Origin of the sequence: Hymenobacter aerilatus (assembly GCF_022921095.1) — a bacterium.
Lineage (GTDB): Bacteria > Bacteroidota > Bacteroidia > Cytophagales > Hymenobacteraceae > Hymenobacter > Hymenobacter aerilatus.
Genome location: NZ_CP095053.1, coordinates 3,426,060 through 3,442,691, shown reverse-complemented (window position 1 = coordinate 3,442,691; position 16,632 = coordinate 3,426,060). Strand labels below are relative to the sequence as shown.

At 58.5% G+C, this 16,632-nt stretch carries 17 protein-coding genes; 11 read left to right on the top strand and 6 right to left on the bottom strand.

Annotated elements, in window-relative coordinates:
- Nucleotides 1-3 precede the first annotated feature (3 nt).
- Complete coding sequence (locus tag MUN82_RS14390; RefSeq protein ID WP_245091510.1) at nt 4-648, bottom strand: cytochrome b/b6 domain-containing protein; 645 nt, start codon at nt 646-648, stop codon at nt 4-6.
- A gap of 36 nt (nt 649-684) precedes the next feature.
- Entirely contained in the window at nt 685-1,923 is a 1,239-nt protein-coding gene (locus MUN82_RS14385) for a pyridoxal phosphate-dependent aminotransferase (protein WP_245091508.1), read from the bottom strand.
- Nucleotides 1,924-2,137: 214 nt separating this feature from the next.
- Between MUN82_RS14385 and MUN82_RS14380 the strand changes: the two genes are divergently transcribed.
- Entirely contained in the window at nt 2,138-3,373 is a 1,236-nt protein-coding gene (locus MUN82_RS14380; RefSeq protein ID WP_245091506.1) for an aspartyl protease family protein, read from the top strand.
- A 93-nt stretch (nt 3,374-3,466) separates the two neighbouring features.
- Here MUN82_RS14380 and MUN82_RS14375 read toward each other — a convergent pair whose 3' ends face one another.
- Nucleotides 3,467-5,011, bottom strand: a complete 1,545-nt coding sequence (locus MUN82_RS14375) for an aldehyde dehydrogenase family protein (RefSeq protein ID WP_245091504.1) — start codon at nt 5,009-5,011, stop codon at nt 3,467-3,469.
- 358 nt (nt 5,012-5,369) lie between these two features.
- Here MUN82_RS14375 and MUN82_RS14370 point away from each other — a divergent pair, with 358 nt between their 5' ends.
- Nucleotides 5,370-5,894, top strand: a complete 525-nt coding sequence (locus MUN82_RS14370; protein ID WP_245091502.1) for a DinB family protein — start codon at nt 5,370-5,372, stop codon at nt 5,892-5,894.
- On the opposite strand, the gene MUN82_RS14365 is transcribed toward MUN82_RS14370, so the two are convergent.
- Nucleotides 5,891-6,190 carry a DUF202 domain-containing protein gene (locus MUN82_RS14365; protein ID WP_245091500.1) on the bottom strand — a complete coding sequence of 100 codons (300 nt, stop codon included), beginning with the start codon at nt 6,188-6,190 and terminating at the stop codon, nt 5,891-5,893. The genes MUN82_RS14370 and MUN82_RS14365 overlap by 4 nt on opposite strands.
- Nucleotides 6,191-6,387: 197 nt before the next feature.
- Here MUN82_RS14365 and msrB point away from each other — a divergent pair, with 197 nt between their 5' ends.
- The 8 genes from msrB to MUN82_RS14325 all read left to right on the top strand — a co-directional run bounded on the left by msrB (nt 6,388) and on the right by MUN82_RS14325 (nt 12,224).
- Nucleotides 6,388-6,957, top strand: coding sequence for a peptide-methionine (R)-S-oxide reductase MsrB (gene msrB / locus MUN82_RS14360; protein ID WP_245091498.1), 570 nt, complete (start codon nt 6,388-6,390; stop codon nt 6,955-6,957).
- A gap of 342 nt (nt 6,958-7,299) precedes the next feature.
- Nucleotides 7,300-8,154, top strand: coding sequence for an ABC transporter ATP-binding protein (locus tag MUN82_RS14355; protein WP_245091496.1), 855 nt, complete (start codon nt 7,300-7,302; stop codon nt 8,152-8,154).
- Nucleotides 8,138-8,914, top strand: a complete 777-nt coding sequence (locus MUN82_RS14350) for a hypothetical protein (RefSeq protein ID WP_245091494.1) — start codon at nt 8,138-8,140, stop codon at nt 8,912-8,914. The genes MUN82_RS14355 and MUN82_RS14350 overlap by 17 nt, the downstream gene beginning before the upstream one ends.
- Before the next feature lie 16 nt (nt 8,915-8,930).
- Nucleotides 8,931-9,314, top strand: a complete 384-nt coding sequence (locus MUN82_RS14345; protein ID WP_245091492.1) for a GntR family transcriptional regulator — start codon at nt 8,931-8,933, stop codon at nt 9,312-9,314.
- Between the two features lie 2 nt (nt 9,315-9,316).
- Nucleotides 9,317-10,054, top strand: a complete 738-nt coding sequence (locus MUN82_RS14340; protein ID WP_245091490.1) for a hypothetical protein — start codon at nt 9,317-9,319, stop codon at nt 10,052-10,054.
- Nucleotides 10,055-10,072: 18 nt separating this feature from the next.
- On the top strand, nt 10,073-10,750 hold the full coding sequence (locus tag MUN82_RS14335; protein WP_245091487.1) for a DoxX family membrane protein: 678 nt from the start codon (nt 10,073-10,075) through the stop codon (nt 10,748-10,750).
- A gap of 106 nt (nt 10,751-10,856) precedes the next feature.
- Nucleotides 10,857-11,363 (top strand): pyridoxamine 5'-phosphate oxidase family protein, encoded by a 507-nt coding sequence (locus tag MUN82_RS14330; RefSeq protein WP_245091485.1) that lies wholly within the window; start codon nt 10,857-10,859, stop codon nt 11,361-11,363.
- Nucleotides 11,364-11,561: 198 nt separating this feature from the next.
- On the top strand, nt 11,562-12,224 hold the full coding sequence (locus tag MUN82_RS14325) for a porin family protein (protein WP_245091483.1): 663 nt from the start codon (nt 11,562-11,564) through the stop codon (nt 12,222-12,224).
- Between the two features lie 137 nt (nt 12,225-12,361).
- Here the strand turns inward: MUN82_RS14325 and MUN82_RS14320 are convergent, their stop codons facing one another.
- Nucleotides 12,362-12,928 carry a GNAT family N-acetyltransferase gene (locus tag MUN82_RS14320; RefSeq protein ID WP_245091481.1) on the bottom strand — a complete coding sequence of 189 codons (567 nt, stop codon included), beginning with the start codon at nt 12,926-12,928 and terminating at the stop codon, nt 12,362-12,364.
- A gap of 123 nt (nt 12,929-13,051) precedes the next feature.
- Here MUN82_RS14320 and MUN82_RS14315 point away from each other — a divergent pair, with 123 nt between their 5' ends.
- Entirely contained in the window at nt 13,052-14,560 is a 1,509-nt protein-coding gene (locus tag MUN82_RS14315; protein ID WP_245091479.1) for an ATP-binding cassette domain-containing protein, read from the top strand.
- A 699-nt stretch (nt 14,561-15,259) separates the two neighbouring features.
- Here the strand turns inward: MUN82_RS14315 and icd are convergent.
- On the bottom strand, nt 15,260-16,525 hold the full coding sequence (gene icd, locus MUN82_RS14310) for an NADP-dependent isocitrate dehydrogenase (RefSeq protein WP_245091477.1): 1,266 nt from the start codon (nt 16,523-16,525) through the stop codon (nt 15,260-15,262).
- Nucleotides 16,526-16,632: the final 107 nt, after the last annotated feature.

Sequence of the window (16,632 nt, the reverse complement as noted above, 5' to 3'; positions counted from 1 at the left end):
TGGCTATTCTACCCGGTTGCCCCCATTAATCATATCCGACACGATGCCACGGTTACGGGTCGCTTCGGCCCACACTACTCCCGCCATGTGCACTACCACGAAGGCAATAACCAGGTACATGTTAACCTCGTGAATCTCTTTGCAGGTGTGCTCGAGGTCATGCAGAAAGGCCGCGTCATCGGCGTACACGAGCACCAAGCCGGTGCCCACCATCACTACTAGTAGCAAGTAAAAAACAAGGTAGGACCACTTTACCAGCAACGAGTGGCGGGCGTCGCGCACGTCGGCTCCCTGGCGCTGGAAGTGGGCACGGGCGCGGCGCAAGCGAGTAGAAAAACGCTGCGCTTCCGGCTGCAGCCACTCCAGCGCCACCCGAAATACCAGCAACCCCGTTAGCACCAGGCCCAAGGTGATGTGCCAGTCCCAGATGCGGCTGCTCACTACTTTGCGTAGCGCCCGCGCCTGCTGCTGCGTCACGTCCAGCCCGTCCTTGGCCAGCATCTCCTGAAAAATCGGGCCTACCTCTTTGGTCTTGATGATGACGAATAAGAACAGAATGGTGGTGAGCAGGCCTGAAATAACGGCCGCGTTGCCCCAGTGCCACAGGCGCAGCGCCAACGAATACGGTTTATGCGAGGAGGCGGGCATAGCAGCAGGGTAGGGAAGTGGAGAAAATAAACTACCCTACGGACGAGCTTCCAGCGCGGGCGTTGCGTCACCTATGGGTTGCACCAGCCGGCCAGGGTAGGCGGCCAAGCCCTGCTCCAGGCAATCCAGGGCCGCATCAAGCTTTTCCAGGTTCAGCACGTAGGCCAGGCGTACCTCGTCGCGACCCAGGCCGGGCGTTACGTAGAAGCCCGCCGCCGGCGACACCATCACGGTATGACCCTGGTAGCTGAACTCTTCCAGCAACCAGCGGCCAAACGTGCCGGCATCATCCACAGGTAGGCGGGCCATCACGTAGAAGGCACCGCCAGGGGTAGGGCAGGTCACGCCGGGCATGGCGCGCAGGCGGCGTACCATCAGGTCGCGGCGGGCGCGGTACTCGGCTTTGGTGTGCTCGAAGTAGGACTCGGGTAGCTCGGCGGCGGCTTCGCCCATCAGTTGGGCCAAGGCGGGCGCACTCACGCGCATCTGGGCAAACTTGAGGGCGGCGGCCTGCACGTCGGGGTTTTTCGTCACGAGCGCGCCCAGCCGCGCTCCGCAGGCGCTGTAGCGCTTCGAGATAGTGTCTACCATCACCACGTGCTGCTCGGCGCCGGGCAGTTGCAGGGCGCTGGTGGCAAAGCCCTCGTAGCAATACTCGCGGTAGGCCTCGTCGGACAAGAAAAACAGGTTGTGGCGCCGGCACAGGTCTAGCAGCTGCAGGAGCTCTGCCTCAGAGTATACGTAGCCCGTCGGGTTGCTGGGGTTGCAGACCATAATGGCCTTGGTGCGCGGCGTAATCACCCGCTCAAACGCCTCGATGGGGGGTAGGGCGAAGCCTTCATCGAGGGTAGATACCACGGGCACAATGCGCACATCGGTGGCAATGGCAAAGGAAATATAGGCCCCGTAGAACGGCTCCGGAATCACAACTTCATCCTCCGGATTGAGGCAGCTCATAAAGGCGAAGAAGATGGCCTCGCTGCCGCCCGCCGTCACCAGAATATCTTCGGGCTGCACCGGAATGTGGTTGCGTTGGTAGTAGGCCGCCAGCTTTTGGCGGTAGCTGCCGCTGCCCGCGCTGGGGCTGTACTCCAGCACTTTAATCTCGGCTTCGCGTACGGCGGCCAGCATGGCGGGGGGCGTTTCAATATCGGGCTGCCCGATATTGAGGTGATACACGCCCGTACCCCGCTGCTTCGCCGCATCGGCGTAGGGTGTGAGCTTGCGGTAGGGTGACATGGGCATCTGCTGCCCGCGTTGCGAAATTTCCAACATAACAACTCGTGCTTTCCGGCTTGCCTGCAAACGCTTTGCAAGAAACTCCGTGCAAGGTAATAGGTTAGCGGCGGAGTAAGACAGGGAAAATACAAGCAAGAAGCCAAACAAGCAACGTTACGTCTACTACCGCCACACGCCGTAACCCTACCAAGCAACCCCGGCAAGGGGAGGCACATCTACGAAAAAGGTATCAATCTTCACCCAAGCCTGTATGCGTACATTCTTTTGCAGCTTTTGTCTTCTGCTGAGCCTCCGGCTGCCGGCTTGGGCACAGGCCGTAACCGGCAGTGAGCCACTTGATAAGCTGGTGGCCGCTATGCAGGCGCAGTCGGTGGCGGTGGTGCAGCCCTACCTGCTGGCCGAAACGCGGGTGAGCCACCTGCCCGCTGCCTACACAGCGCAAGTGCTGGCGCAGATGCTACCCCGCTTTAAAGACGCGGCAACGCCCCGGCTGGTACGGCAAAGCACCGAAGGAGCCAATACCCGCTACGTGTTTGCCCTCACCCAAAATGGTGCTGAAAAGGAATACGATGTGCTGGTGACGCCAGCCAACAAGCTGTTGGAAATAAATCTGTTACAAGCAGAAGCCAAGAAGGTTGATACCCGACTCAGTGTGCAGGATCTGACGACGCCAGCCGAAGTGGTGATGCCCATGCGCATCCAAAACGGGCTACTACTTGTGACGGCCGAAGTAGACGGCCAGCGGGGCGACTTTTTCCTCGATTCGGGGGCGCCGGCCTTGCTGCTGAACAAGATGCGCTTTGGCTCCTCTGCTAGCGGGAGTACAGTAGTAGCCAGCCAACTGCGCGGCGTGAACGGAACCGGCGCCAGCTTCGACTACTACCACGCCACCAATTTCAACTGGCAGGGCATCTCTTTCCACAACCGCGACGTGCCCACGCTCGACCTAACCGATCTGGCGCGTCGGGCGGGCGTGTCGGAGCTGCTGGGGCTCATCGGCTACAACCTCCTCAGCCAGTACGCCGTGACGCTGGACTACGCGGCGCAGACGGTTACGCTACGCAAGCCTACCCCCGATAAGTCGACCGAAGGTCTACCCTTTGTCATGCGCGGGCATCTGCCGGTGGTAGAGGCGCGCGTGGCGGGCGAAACCCTGCGCCTGGCCCTCGACTGCGGAGCCCAGCAGAATCTGCTGGACGTTCGTTACGCCGCGGCATTTGCCTCGCAGCTGCGCAACAGTGAAACCGTGCAATTGGCCGGCACCGACCAAAAGGCCCGTTCCGTTACGAGTGGCGAGCTGCGCAAGCTGCAACTGGTGCAGGGCCCTACCTTTCGAAATCAGCCAACCGTTTTCTCTTCCATCAGCCACCTTAACCAGAAGCCCGATCAAGTAACGCTGGATGGGTTGCTAGGCTACCCCATGTTCCGCCAGCAGCCCACTACCATCGACTATGTGAACAAGGTAGTGCGCTTTGGTGGGCAGTAGCAGGCAGTGAGCCGCCTACCCAGCTACATAACAAAAGCGCCCTGACCAGTTGGCCAGGGCACTTTTGTATGGTTGGAGTGATAGACTAGCCAACTACGGATTGTCGGGGAGCAGAATGGCGTCGTCGAAATTGCCGTACAGGGCCTGGTCGGAAGCGCCTTCGGTTACGGCTTCTACCAGCAGCTTGCCGCCCACAAAGGCCCCGCGCCACGACTCGCCCAGGCCACCAAACACCTCTTCCCGGTCGCCGCGGGAGCGGAGTTGGTTGATGCCTACCTTAAAGGCACGGATTTCTTTGGCGGTGCGTTGGGCCAGCCGCTCATCGTCGGAGGCCACTGCCGCTACCAGAGCGCCGTTAGAGATGTTCATTTCGCCTACTAGCTCTTCCTGGCGGTCTACCAGCACAATGGTATCAATGGGGCCGAAGGGCTCCTTGAAGTACAGCTCGCTCTGGCGGGGCAGGTTTACGAGGGCGCGCGGCGCGCGGTAGGCCGAGCGGTCCTGACCGGGCAAGAACAGCTCGTCGGGCAGGTGACCTTCCAGCAGGGGAGTAGCACCGGTTTTCAGCGCATCCTGGTAGAGGCGGTCCAGTTCGGTGGCCTGTCCAGCGTTGATAACGGGGCCAAAGGCCAGTTCGGGCAGCGGGTCGTTGGCGTTTTGCACCACCGTGGGGTTGCCGATTTTCAGGGACTGCATCACGTTCCAGTACGTTTCCAGGAAGCGCGGGAACAAGCGGCGCTCCACCACAAAGCGCACGTAGGCCGTGCAGCGCTGCTTGCCGTAATCGTAGCCCTTGCGCAGTTGGCTGGCCAGCGTGTCCCAGTCGGAGTAGTCCCAGATGCCGTAGGTGTTCACGCCTTCCATTTCCAGCATATAGCGCTTCTGGTGCTCATCAAGGGCATCGGCGATGTTGCGGCCGTTGTAGCGTCCGCCCACAAAGCTGAGGCAGTCAATGTGATGATCTTTCACCAATACGTCGCTCAGCTCGCCGCCGGGGCCGCTCACCAACGTGACGGGCAAACCGCAGCGGCGGGCAATGGCAAAGGTGAAGCTCAGGGAGATGAAACCGCCATCGGTAGGCGTTTTGGCAATAACGGAGTTGCCGCACAGCACCTGTACCAGCACCGCGTGCAGCAGCACCGACATGGGGTAGTTCCAGCTGGCAATGTTGCTGACCAGGCCCAACGGCTTGCGGCGGCCCAGCATCTGCTCGATGTTGTCGTTGTACCACTGCACCCCGTCGATGCACCGGTCGATGTCGGTGAAGCCCAGCTTGTAGGTTTTGCCGATTTCCCACATCAGCAGCTTGGCAATCAGCTCAACATGATTGCGCAGTTGGTCGAGGCAGTCCTGCACGCGACGGCGGCGCTCATCAAGGTCGATGGCGGCCCAGGCGGCAAACTCGCCGCGGGCAAACTCTACGGCGCGCAGCGCGGTGGCGCGCTCCAGCATAGGTAGGCTACCCAGCACCGTGCCATCAATGGGCGATACAAATGAGCGTGGTTTGCCCGGCTCCTGCCATTTGCCTTCCAGCAGGTTCAGAAATTGACCTTGTTGGTCGAAAATTTCGGGTGTGTACTGCTTTACCTGCGCAAGCAGGGCATTGAACTCAACCTGGGGCGAAATGATGGGGGGCATAGAAAGTAGAAAAGAAACAGAGGCGCGGAATTGCGTGAAAAATCAGATCGAAAAAGGGTGGACTATCGTAACGAAACCGGGGCGCCACGAGCCAAGTGGTTGATAGTCATCGGCCGTGGTGGTGGGAACCGGTGGGTCCAAATGAACACAGAAAAAATCAGCTTCCAACAGCTTTTTTTCGACTAATTCGTTGGTAACGTTACCGGTATCGATTGCAACGAAGAAAGATTTTTTCGTCCCCTGCCAAGATACTAGCTCCAACAACTAAAACCATTATCGGGTTATACTAGACGTCGCCACTGCGTGTCCGGCCACGCTACTGCTTCGGCGGCTTATCTCCTCTATACCTTTCACCCAAATGCCTGATACTCCAGAAGTATGGTTGCGCGGTCCTCTGCCCGAAGTGCCACCACTACTCCAACCCGTAGCGCACGCGCTGCTGCAAGCCCGCGAGGAAATACAAGAGTTGTTAGCTGATTTTCCGGCAGTCCTGCTATGGCAGCGGCCAGCTGGCGTGGCCTCCGTGGGCTTCCATTTGCAGCACCTCACCGGCGTGCTCGACCGCATCTTCACCTACGCCCGCGCCGAGACCCTCGCGCCAGCCCAGCTAGCTGCTCTGGCCGCCGAGGGCCACGACGACCCCAACACCCCGCTTACTCCCGCCGCGCTGGTAGCCGCCTTTGCCCGGCAGGTAGACCGCGCCCTGCACCAGCTGCGCGCCACCGACGAAGCTACGCTGCCCGAGTACCGGGGGGTAGGGCGGGCGGGGCTGCCCTCCACCGTAACGGGGTTGCTGACGCACGCTGCCGAGCATACCATGCGCCACGTGGGACAGTTGTCGGTCACGGCGCGGGTGGTGCGGGCTACCCAGCCGCAGCACTAGAGGCGCGTTAGAGCCGTGAGCATGTTGGCGTGAATGCGTTGCCGCTTGAACCGATAGCGCGACCAGCCGCCTACTACCACGGCTACCCCCAACGGCACAAAGGCCGCCCCAATCCAGATGTATATGTAGTCCCGGAAGAAATTCATCAACGATAAACCCCCAATAATCAGCGCCATGCCCGTGCGTAGGTAGGCTAGCAAGGTGCGCTCGTTGGCCAGGCGAGTACGCTCCAGGGCCAGCCGGTCGCTGAGCGACAAGGGTAGATGCGGGTAGGAGGGCTGATCGGGGTTTGCCATACGTTGCGGTTTGGTAGTACAAACGGGGGTAGGGGAGTGCGAGTTAATTTTTCGGTTAACTAGGGTAGGGACCTGGGTAAGCCAGCACCGCCCTGCTGCGGAACGGGGCGCCACAATGCGCTGTTGAGTAAGGGTAGGTGCATCCGCTCCGGGAGGCAGTTACGTATGATAAGTTTCCCTCTTTTTTTATTGCCTGCATGTTGATTCGCTTTTTTCTACTTGCTCTGCTGAGCGTAGGTAGCCTGCCTACTTTCGGGCAGGCTGCACCCGCAAAAGCTAAAGTGTCCCCACCCGTGACGCGCCCCGCTAACCCTTACTACTCCCGCACCGATACCGCGCACCTGCATGTGAGTGATGCGCAGTGGAAAAAGGTGTTGTCGCCGGCACTCTACGAGGTGGCCCGCAACAAAGCCACCGAGCGGGCCTTTACGGGGCAGTACTGGAACACCACCGGCAAAGGCAGCTACTACTGCGCGGCCTGCGGCAACGCCCTGTTTCGCTCCGATGCTAAGTTTGCCAGTGAGTGCGGCTGGCCCAGCTTTTTCCAGACGCTGCGCCCCAAGAGCGTGCGCTACCAAGCCGACCACACGCATGGTATGGAGCGCGTAGAAGTGCTCTGCGGCCGCTGCGATGCCCACCTAGGCCACCTCTTCAACGACGGCCCGCCACCCTCACACAAGCGTTACTGCATGAACTCCATCTCCCTGGAGTTTCAGCCCGATAAAAACGGCTTGCCCGGCGCGTTCGGCAGTCTGCAATCAAAATAAAGGATTGCTCTTGATAGAAAGCCCGTTGCGTGAAGTGTGCAACGGGCTTCCGTGTTTCTGCACTCCCTCGGCTAGGGCGGGTGAGCACCACGCCTGAGCAGCTCTGCTACGCACGTCTGCCTGATAGTAGAATAGCGTTGCCAAGCGACGGGGACAGATTCGGGGCGCAGCCCTTCAAGCGTAGGGCTCACTCGGCACCGCTGAGCGAGTGCGAAGGCTTTGGTGCCTGATGGAGTGCTGCTGTGCTGCGGAAAAAATAAAAACTACGAATCGTTGCTTATCAAATAGAAATACGACTATGTTTGTAGTGTACTAGTTAAGTAATACACTAAGGCAATAGGTATGGTAGAAATCCAAAACATGAGTTTCGGCTACCGCCGGCACTCCCCGTTGCTGCACAACTTGCAGCTCTCGCTTTCCAGAGGCCATATATATGGCTTGTTGGGAAAGAATGGCGCGGGTAAGTCCACGCTGCTTAAGAATATAGTAGGGCTGGCCTTCCCACAGGCGGGGCAGTGCCTGATCGACGGCGTGTCGGCGCAGCGGCGCCTACCCTCGATGCTGGAGGAGGTGTATTTTCTGGCCGAGGAACTGTATGTGCCGGCCCTCACGGCGGCGCAGTTTGTGGCCAACACGGCTGGCTTCTACCCCCGCTTTCGGCCCGAGGAGCTGACGCGCTACCTGCACGAGTTTGAGGTGCCGGCCCATGCCGTGCTCAGCAAGCTGTCTTTCGGGCAACAGAAGAAGTTCATGATTGCTTTTGCCCTGGCCACCAACACGGGCTTGCTAGTGATGGACGAGCCCACCAACGGCCTCGATATTCCATCCAAAGCCCAGTTCCGGCGCATCATGGCCTCGGCCCTTACGGAGGAGCGCTGCATGATTATCTCCACCCACCAGGTGCGCGACCTAGACAGCCTCATCGACACGGTGGTGGTGCTGCACGACGGCCGGATTGCCCTCAACCACAACCTCGAGCAGCTAACAGAGCAGCTCACCTTTGCTACCCTACCCGCCGCCGATACCACGCCTGTGCTCTACGCCGAAGACTCGGTGCGCGGCCGGCAAGCCATTGTGCCCAACGCTACCGGCGCCTACAGCCGGGTAGATCTGGAACTGCTATTCAACGCCGCCACCAGTGGCAGCTCTACCCTTCTGCCATTCCTGAAACAGCCTTCCTATGCACAACCTGTTTAGCTTTCAACGATTTGGGCGGCTGTTTCGCAAACACACCGCCGAGCACCTACGCGAGTACCTGATGGGCGCGGCCGTGCTATTTGGGGGAATATTGGTGCTCATGCTGGCGCTGAGCCTCCTACAAGGCGGCTCTATGAACGCCGACGTGCAAACGATATTCTTCGTGGTGTTTCTGCTGGGCGCGGGTACGTTCTTTACCAGCACGATATTTCAGCAATTCGGTTCCAAAAACCGCGCTATTGCTGCCTTTTGCCTGCCCGCGTCTACCCTGGAGAAATACTTGGTGGGCTGGTTGTACTCCTTTGTTCTGTTTGTGTTGGTGTATGTGCCGGTGTTTTATCTGGCAAATGGCATTGTGCTGTTGCTGTTCAATACCCAAGAGAATTACCATGAGGCTGTGGGGCTGTTTTCGGCTGAGCACCGACCCTACTCCGCTTTTTATATCTACGCGGCGTTGCATGCCGTGACGTTGGTAGGCGCTATTGCTTTTGAGAAGGCACACTTTGTGAAAACCGCTTTTGTCTTTTTCGGAATGTTGGGAGTCCTGACGGTGCTCAACTTCCAGGTATTGAAAACGGTTTTTGGGCAGGAGTTGGCGCTGAGCTTCCCATTCAATGACCTGCGTTTCAGTACTCCGCACTCGTTTTACACGGTAGGGTTGCCCGACAATCAAACGCAATGGGTAGGGCTGGTATTTGCAGTGCTGACGGGGCTTTTCTGGGCAGCAGCCTACGCCCGACTGCGGGAAAAGCAGGTGTAATCAGGAGGAAATCGATATGGAATTCAAGGACAATGAGGCCATCTACCTGCAAATAGCCGGGTACGTGAGCGACTATATTCTGCTGGGCAAGTGGCAGGCCGACGAGAAGATTCCGTCGGTGCGCGAGCTGGCCGGCGACCTACAAGTAAACCCCAATACGGTGATGCGGACCTACGATTTGCTGCAACAGCAGGAGGTGATTTATAACAAGCGCGGCCTGGGCTTTTTTGTGGCCCCCGAGGCTGCGCAGCAGGTAAAGGCCCTGCGCAAGGAGCGGTTTCTGCAACAGGAGCTGCCCGAGTTTTTCAAAACGGTGTCGTTGCTCGACATCAGCCTGGAAGAAGTGCAGGAGCGCTACGCCCGGTTTCAGCAAGAGCAAGCCGCCATCCTACCTTCTTAGCCATGAAAACCAGCACCAAACTATTACTTGTCGGAGTCCTGATTTTGGTAGTCTCGCTGGCTACCTACAACGTAGCCCTGCGCGCCGAATACAACCGCGGCGAGTTCCGCAACCCCTACCGCGACTATAGTGCCTTGACACTACGCGATTTTGATGAGGTAGAACTAGCACCGGGCAGTCGCTTAACGGTCAAGATTGAAGCCGGTCCGTTTGCCGTGCGGCAACACAACCAAGCCGACTCGGTGCAAATAGTGCAAACCGGACACCGTCTGCGCATTATCGACCTCGCCAAGCGCCGCAACGAACGCAGCCATTGGACACCAAATCTGGTCGTCGTGAGCTGCCCTCGCCTGGCTACGCTACTCGTCAACTCCTCTGCGGCCGGGGTAGCTCAAGCGCCTCCGGCAACGCCCCTAAACCCAGATATGCCTTCGGCTGCCGTGCAGGTGAAAGGTTTCCGTCAAGACAGTTTGCTCGTTGCCGCCGACCAAAATGCTTCGGTGGAGCTGGCGCAGAACCAGCTCGGGCAGCTGCGCGTGCTGGCCGGTGCCACGCCGGGTAGCACTGCTGAGGTGCACGTCACCAAAAGCAACACTATTAGCGCGGCGCGGCTGGATTTCCGCCATCGTAGCGCCTTTGTGCTGGATGCCTTCACCATTCCGGACTTGCGCTACCAGTTTTCTGACAGTACCCACGCCACGCTGCCCGCCTCGGCGCTGCAAACCCTGGCGCGTCATTAACAGCACAATTCTACTCGCGTGACACCAACTGTTTTCTACGCCCTTTGCATTCTCCTACCCCTTGTAGCTACAGCGGTGGCGCTGGGGGTAGGAGGCTGGTTGCGGCGACTCTACGTGGTGGGGGCACGCCTGCTGCTGGGTGCGCTCATGCTAGGCGGCGGCCTCTACAAGCTCTCCGACAACCACATTCCGGGGCTGATGGGGCCGCCTATGGACCACGCGTTCCTGGCCCAGCACAGCCTGGAAATCTTTGCCCGGTTCATCGGGGTGGCGCAATTATTCATTGGCCTGCTACTGCTCACGGGCCGCTTTGCTTTGCTAGGTGCGGTGATGCTGGTGCCCATGTGGCTGAACATCATCTTTCTGACTTGGTCGCAGCACTGGGTAGGTACACCCTACCTAGTCACGGGGTTTCTGGTGCTCACGCTGGGCCTGCTGCTACACGACTATTCGCGCCTGAAGTTCCTGCTCTACCCACCCGCCAACCCGGCCGCGCTGCACCAACTACCGCTTCGCACCGGGCTCGCCAGTGCCGAAGTGCTGTGGTGGCTGGGTGTAGTTACCATCGCGGGTAGTAGCCTGCTGTATCCGGTTTCTCTCAAGGTGATGTTAAGTACAATGGGGGTAGGACTACTGGTAATGCTGGGCGCTAGTGGTTGGCTGTGGCGGCATCAAAAAGAAGCCCCTGTTCAGTAGTACAACTGTGCTTGATGTACAGAATGTTGTTGAATACTGCCAGTTGCTCAACCCGCGGCAGTGGTGGTCGTTCTACCCTAAACCTTCCACCAACCACTGTTCTGTTATGTCAACTGCCATCCGACCTCAGGAGCTGGACACACTCAAGGATAAAATCAAGGATATTCGCTACGCCATCCTCACCACGCAGGAGGCCGACGGCGACTTTCATAGCCGCCCCATGTACACGCACGGCCTCGACGACGACGGCACGCTGTGGTTTTTCACCTACGAAGACTCGCGCAAAGTAGAAGAAATCCAGGCCAACAACCGCGTGGGCATCAGCTACTCCGACGAACCCGCCGAAACCTACGTGAGCCTAGCCGGCACCGCCGAGGTGAAAAAGGACAAAGCCAAAATCGATGCTCTTTGGAACGATGGCCTGAAAGCTTGGTTCCCTAAAGGCAAAGACGACCCGAATATCACTCTGCTCAAGGTTAATTTTCATCAGGCCGAGTACTGGGACAAGCCCGGCGGCAAAGTCAATAGCCTGTTTCAGATGGCCAAAGGCGCCCTCACCGGCCAGCCCGACACCAGCGGCCGCAACGAGAAATTTGGCGACGAGCCGAGCTAGGCGGTAAAGTCGTCTGACTGAAAAGCGAAAAATCGTCAGGCCGTCATACCTGAGCTGCGAGCCGCCTGATGGTCTGACGATTTTGAATAATTTCACGAATACGTAATCACGGTATTCGCAAAAAACAGCGTTGAGCATCTATCTTTAGACCACACAGCTGGCGCTTCGGTTGAGGCAGCTTTCAGGCTGCTTTTTTGCATGAAACACGTGCTACTCCTTGCCGGGTTGTGTGGTCTGCCTACCCTACTGATGGCCCGGCCGGCCACTGGTCTAGCTTCTCATCGCCCTGGCAAGCAAGCGCTGGCCCCGCCTGCTGATGAGGAAAGGCGGCCGGTGCTGTTTGGAGTGAAAGCAGGGGCGAATCTGATGAATATGAATTTCAACCGGGGCTACCCCCGGCCTGCCGCGCCGGTAGCAGCCAGCTACCGGGTGGGTGCCGTAGCGGGCCTGACCATGCGCGTGCCACTGGGCCGCAAGTGGGCGTTGGAGCAAGACTACCTGTTGGCCCAAATACGCGGCGCCAATAAGAACACCGATAGCCAGTACAATTTCGCCTATCTTTCCCTACCCCTCACGGTGCGCTACCAGGTGCTGTCGCGCCTGTGGGTGCTAGCCGGCCCCCAATTCGACCTGCTAATTCGGGCGGAGCAAACCGCGGCTGGCACCACCACCAACACCACCCACGACACGGAGGAACGCAGTATCCTGAGTACGGCCGGCGTGGCCGTGCAGTTCACAGACCACTTGAGCCTCACGGCCCGCTACCTGCGCGGCTTCAACCACATAGGATTAGGCCAGCGCTCCAGCGTGGAGGAATTCAAGTACGAAGGCGTGCAGCTCACGGCAGGCTTCGAGTTCTGATAGTTTTGTACATGGGTCGCCCGCCGGTCCGACGCCGTAGGCGTCCGACCGGTATCGTTGCTGAGGCTGAACAGGCTTCGTGCTGCTGTTGCAGAGGCTCGTGGCAGGCGGCTCGTTCTACGATACTGGTCGGACGCCTACGGCGTCGGACCGGCGGGTGATGCCAGATAAGCCGGGCGTGTGAGTTGGTATTGCATCAGATCGAAATATTGCCCTTTTTTGCGCACGTGCTGGTGCAGCTCGGCTTCCCACTGCATGCCAACGTGCTGCATCACTCTGCCCGACGCCAGATTACCAACCAGATGCGTGGCGAATATTTTATGTAGCTCCAGCGTTTCGAAGCCAAAAGCCAGCACAGCCCGCAGCGCTTCTGTGGCGAAGCCGTGGTTCCAAAAGGGCTTTCCTACCCAATAGCCCACCTCGGCCCGGTGGAAGCGCGGCTCGATGGTGAGGCCGATGCCTCCGATGAATTGCCCGGCTTGGCGTAGCTCCATGGCAAATATCCAGTGCAACCCGCTGGCAAAGCCCTGGTTGGCGGCATTCAGCCAATAGATGGCATCTGTTTCTGCGTACGGATGTGGAATGTTCAGCGTCATGTTGGCCACGGCGGGCTCGTTGGCCAGCTGCACAATGCTCGCAATATCGTGGGCCTGCGGCTGGCGTAGCAGCAGGCGCTCCGTGGTCAGGGTAGGGTAGGCGTTCATGTACGCAAGGTAATTGCGACAGGGTGGTGGCCATTGTAGCGCCGCTGATATTGCATTAGGAAATCTTGGCGGGCCTACGTAAGCTGGCAACTCAAAACAATCTGGTAGCTGCCGTATTTGCTGATGTCTGAACCCTTGCTTGCCCTCGAAAATGTCACCGTTCGTTACCTCAACCAACTACTTTTCAAAGAGCTGAGCTTCCGGATAGAGCCCGGTCAGCACTGGGCACTGGTGGGCGAAAGTGGGGCCGGCAAGAGTGCCCTGCTCACTGCCCTGGCCGGCCACTTCACCATCACCGGCGGCCGTGCCACCTACCCGCAGCTCGAAGCCCTGGCCCGGGCACGCGCCACCGCTACTCACGACCCGCTCTTCACCTGGCGTCGCTTGGTCAGCTTCGTGCCTGCCCGGCCTAACTTCCGCACGCTGGCCAACATCACTGAAATCTACTACCAGCAGCGCTTCAACGCCACCGATACCGACAGCGTGCCCACCGTAGAAGACTACCTGCGAGCCGTGCCGCTGGCCGCGGCCGCCCCCCACTGGACCTACGAGCGGGTAGTAGTGCTGCTGCACCTGACGCACTTGCAGACACAGCGTCTCATCAAGCTCTCCAACGGCGAAACCCGCCGCCTGCTGCTGGCCGCTGCTCTGCTCCGCAACCCCGCGCTGCTGCTACTTGATATGCCCCTCACCGGCCTCGACGTGCAAACCCGCGCCGCCTTCGATGAGCTGCTGACGGCTATCATGGCTTCGGGCATCACAGTAGTAATGGCAACGAGCCCGCACGAAGTGCCTGCGGGCATCACGCACGTGGCGGTACTGCAAGCGGGTAGGGTAGCGGCAACTGTGGAAAAGGCCGATTTTCATCCCGATCAGTTCTCCGCCCTTGGTTTGCCTACCCTAGATGAAGCCGAACTACGCGCCCTGCTGGCCCTCACGCCGCCCTCACAGTTCCAAACCATCTTGCGCCTCGACGACGTGACCATCCGCTACGGCGACAAAACCGTGCTCGACCACATCAATTGGGAAGTGAAGCCCGGCGAGCGGTGGGCCTTGACCGGCCCCAACGGCGCCGGCAAAAGTACCCTGCTCAGCCTACTCAACGGCGACAACCCCCAGGCCTACCGCCAGCGCATTACCCTCTTCGACCGGCGCCGCGGCAGCGGCGAGAGTATCTGGGACATCAAGCGCCAGATTGGGTTTGTGTCGCCGGAGCTGTTCCAGTACTTTCCGGCCCGGCAAAGCTGCCTGCACATCATCGAATCGGGCTTCTACGAAACGCTCGGCCTGCTCCGTCCCAGCCAACCCGATAAGGCTGCCATTGCCCGCCGCTGGCTGCGTCTGTTGGGCCTGGAGCAACACGCCGCCACGCCCTTCCGCCAAGTGGCCACCAGCGTGCAGCGCCTGTGCCTGCTGGCCCGCGCCCTGGTGCGCAACCCGCCCCTCTACCTCTTCGACGAGCCCTGCCAGGGCCTCGACGCCCAGCAGCAACAGCACTTTCGCCACGTGCTCGACCGCATCTGCCAGGTCAGCAACGTCACGCTTATCTACGTGAGCCACTACCCCCACGAAATCCCGCAAAGCGTGACGCAGGTGTTGCGGCTGGAGCAGGGTAGGCGGGTGGAGGGGTAGGGGGCTGTCATGCTGAGTGCACGTCGCAGTCGCTCGGCTATGCCGAGTGACGACTACGCCCAAGCAGCTCTATTGAGCGCGCCTGCCTGATATGATGTTGGCGCAACCTCATGCGAGTGGCTCGGCCAGATTGGGGGTATAGCTTCACAAGCCCAGGGCTCACTCATCATAGCCAAGTGAGAGCGGGGGTGGAGGGGTAAAAAAGATGTAGACGCAATGGTTTGGCTATACCGAATGAGGCCTATGTTTAAGCAGCTATGCTGCATTGTGTCTGCTAAACGTTGGCGCAACTCTTCAATCATAATGTTCAACCGACATAGGACAGGTAGTGCTTTAGAAAAGGATACTACTATAGTCACTTTAATAGCTTAGAGAAGTAGTCGTATATCCTCAACCCAGGCGCTAAGAAGATCCAATTAGTTATGGCCATTATGAATATAACGAGCGGGGCGAATAATATATAGATAGCAAACCCCTTAACTCCATAGTGTGAAATACCATTAAGTTCTGCAGGGATTATTCCGAGTATCGAAAAGATACCGAGTATGAAAGACAGCGTTCCATAAAATCCAGAAAACCCTTTAAGTAGAAGAAAAAGTAACCTTTTTGATTCCATTATTATTGCTTGATAAAATAAGAACCCCCGCGCCAGCCTTTCAGCCAACGCGGGGGTCTTGTTAAGTGGCTACTGCCAAGCTACTACATCCGGTTGATAATTTCATCACCGAACTCGCTGCACTTCAGCAGTGTAGCACCGTCCATGAGGCGCTCGAAGTCGTAGGTTACGCGCTTGGAGGCAATGGCAGCTTCCAGACCGCTGTAGATCAGGTCGGCAGCTTCCTGCCAGCCCATGTACTCCAGCATCATGGCACCCGAGAGGATAACCGAACCGGGGTTCACCTTGTCGAGGTTGGCATACTTAGGCGCGGTGCCGTGGGTAGCCTCGAAGATGGCGTGACCAGTTACGTAGTTGATGTTGGCACCCGGCGCAATGCCGATACCACCTACGATGGCGGCCAGTGCGTCGGAGATGTAGTCGCCGTTCAGGTTCAGGGTAGCTACTACTGAGTACTCAGCGGGGCGGAGTAGGATCTGCTGCAAGAACGCATCGGCAATGCTATCCTTAATGAGAATTTTGCCGCTTTCCAGAGCTGCCTTTTGCTGTGCGTCGGCAACGTCCTGACCTTGTTTGGCCATCACTTTGTCGTACTGAGCCCAGGTGTATACTTTGTCGCCAAACTCGCGCTCAGCCAGCTCGTAGCCCCAGGTTTTGAAGGCACCCTCAGTGAACTTCATGATGTTGCCCTTGTGCACGATGGTTACCGAAGGCTTCTTGTGCGTGATGGCGTACTCGATGGCAGCGCGCACCAAACGCTCCGTGCCCTCTTTCGAAACCGGCTTGATGCCGAACGAAGACGACTCAGGGAAGCGGATTTTCTTTACGCCCATCTCGTCTTGCAGGAATTCCAGCATTTTCTGAGCCTGGGGCGTGCCGTTCATGTACTCGATGCCGGCGTAGATGTCTTCCGTGTTTTCGCGGAAAATCACCATGTCGGTCAGGTTGGGCTGCTTCACGGGAGAAGGCACGCCTTCAAACCAACGTACTGGGCGCACGCAAGCGTACAGGTCCAGCTCCTGGCGCAAAGCCACGTTCAGCGAGCGAATGCCACCGCCTACGGGGGTAGTCAGGGGGCCTTTGATGCCTACCAGGTACTCGCGGAAAGCGTCCAGCGTTTCGGTGGGCAACCAGTTGTTTACTTGCTTGAATGCTTTCTCACCGGCCAGAACCTCTTTCCACACCAGTTTCTTGGAGCCACCATAGGCTTTTTCTACTGCTGCGTCGAATACTTTTACGGATGCCGCCCAGATATCGGGACCCGTACCGTCACCTTCAATGAATGGGATGATGGGCTGGTCCGGCACATTCAGTTTGCCGTTCTGGATGGTAATTTTTTGTTCTGCCATTGTGAAAAGTGTCAGTTGTTAGGTGACGGTCTGTAAAGTGTTACGATTGGTAAATGGCTGTCATCCTGAGCGAAGCGAAGGACCTTAGCACGGTAGCGTCGTTGTTG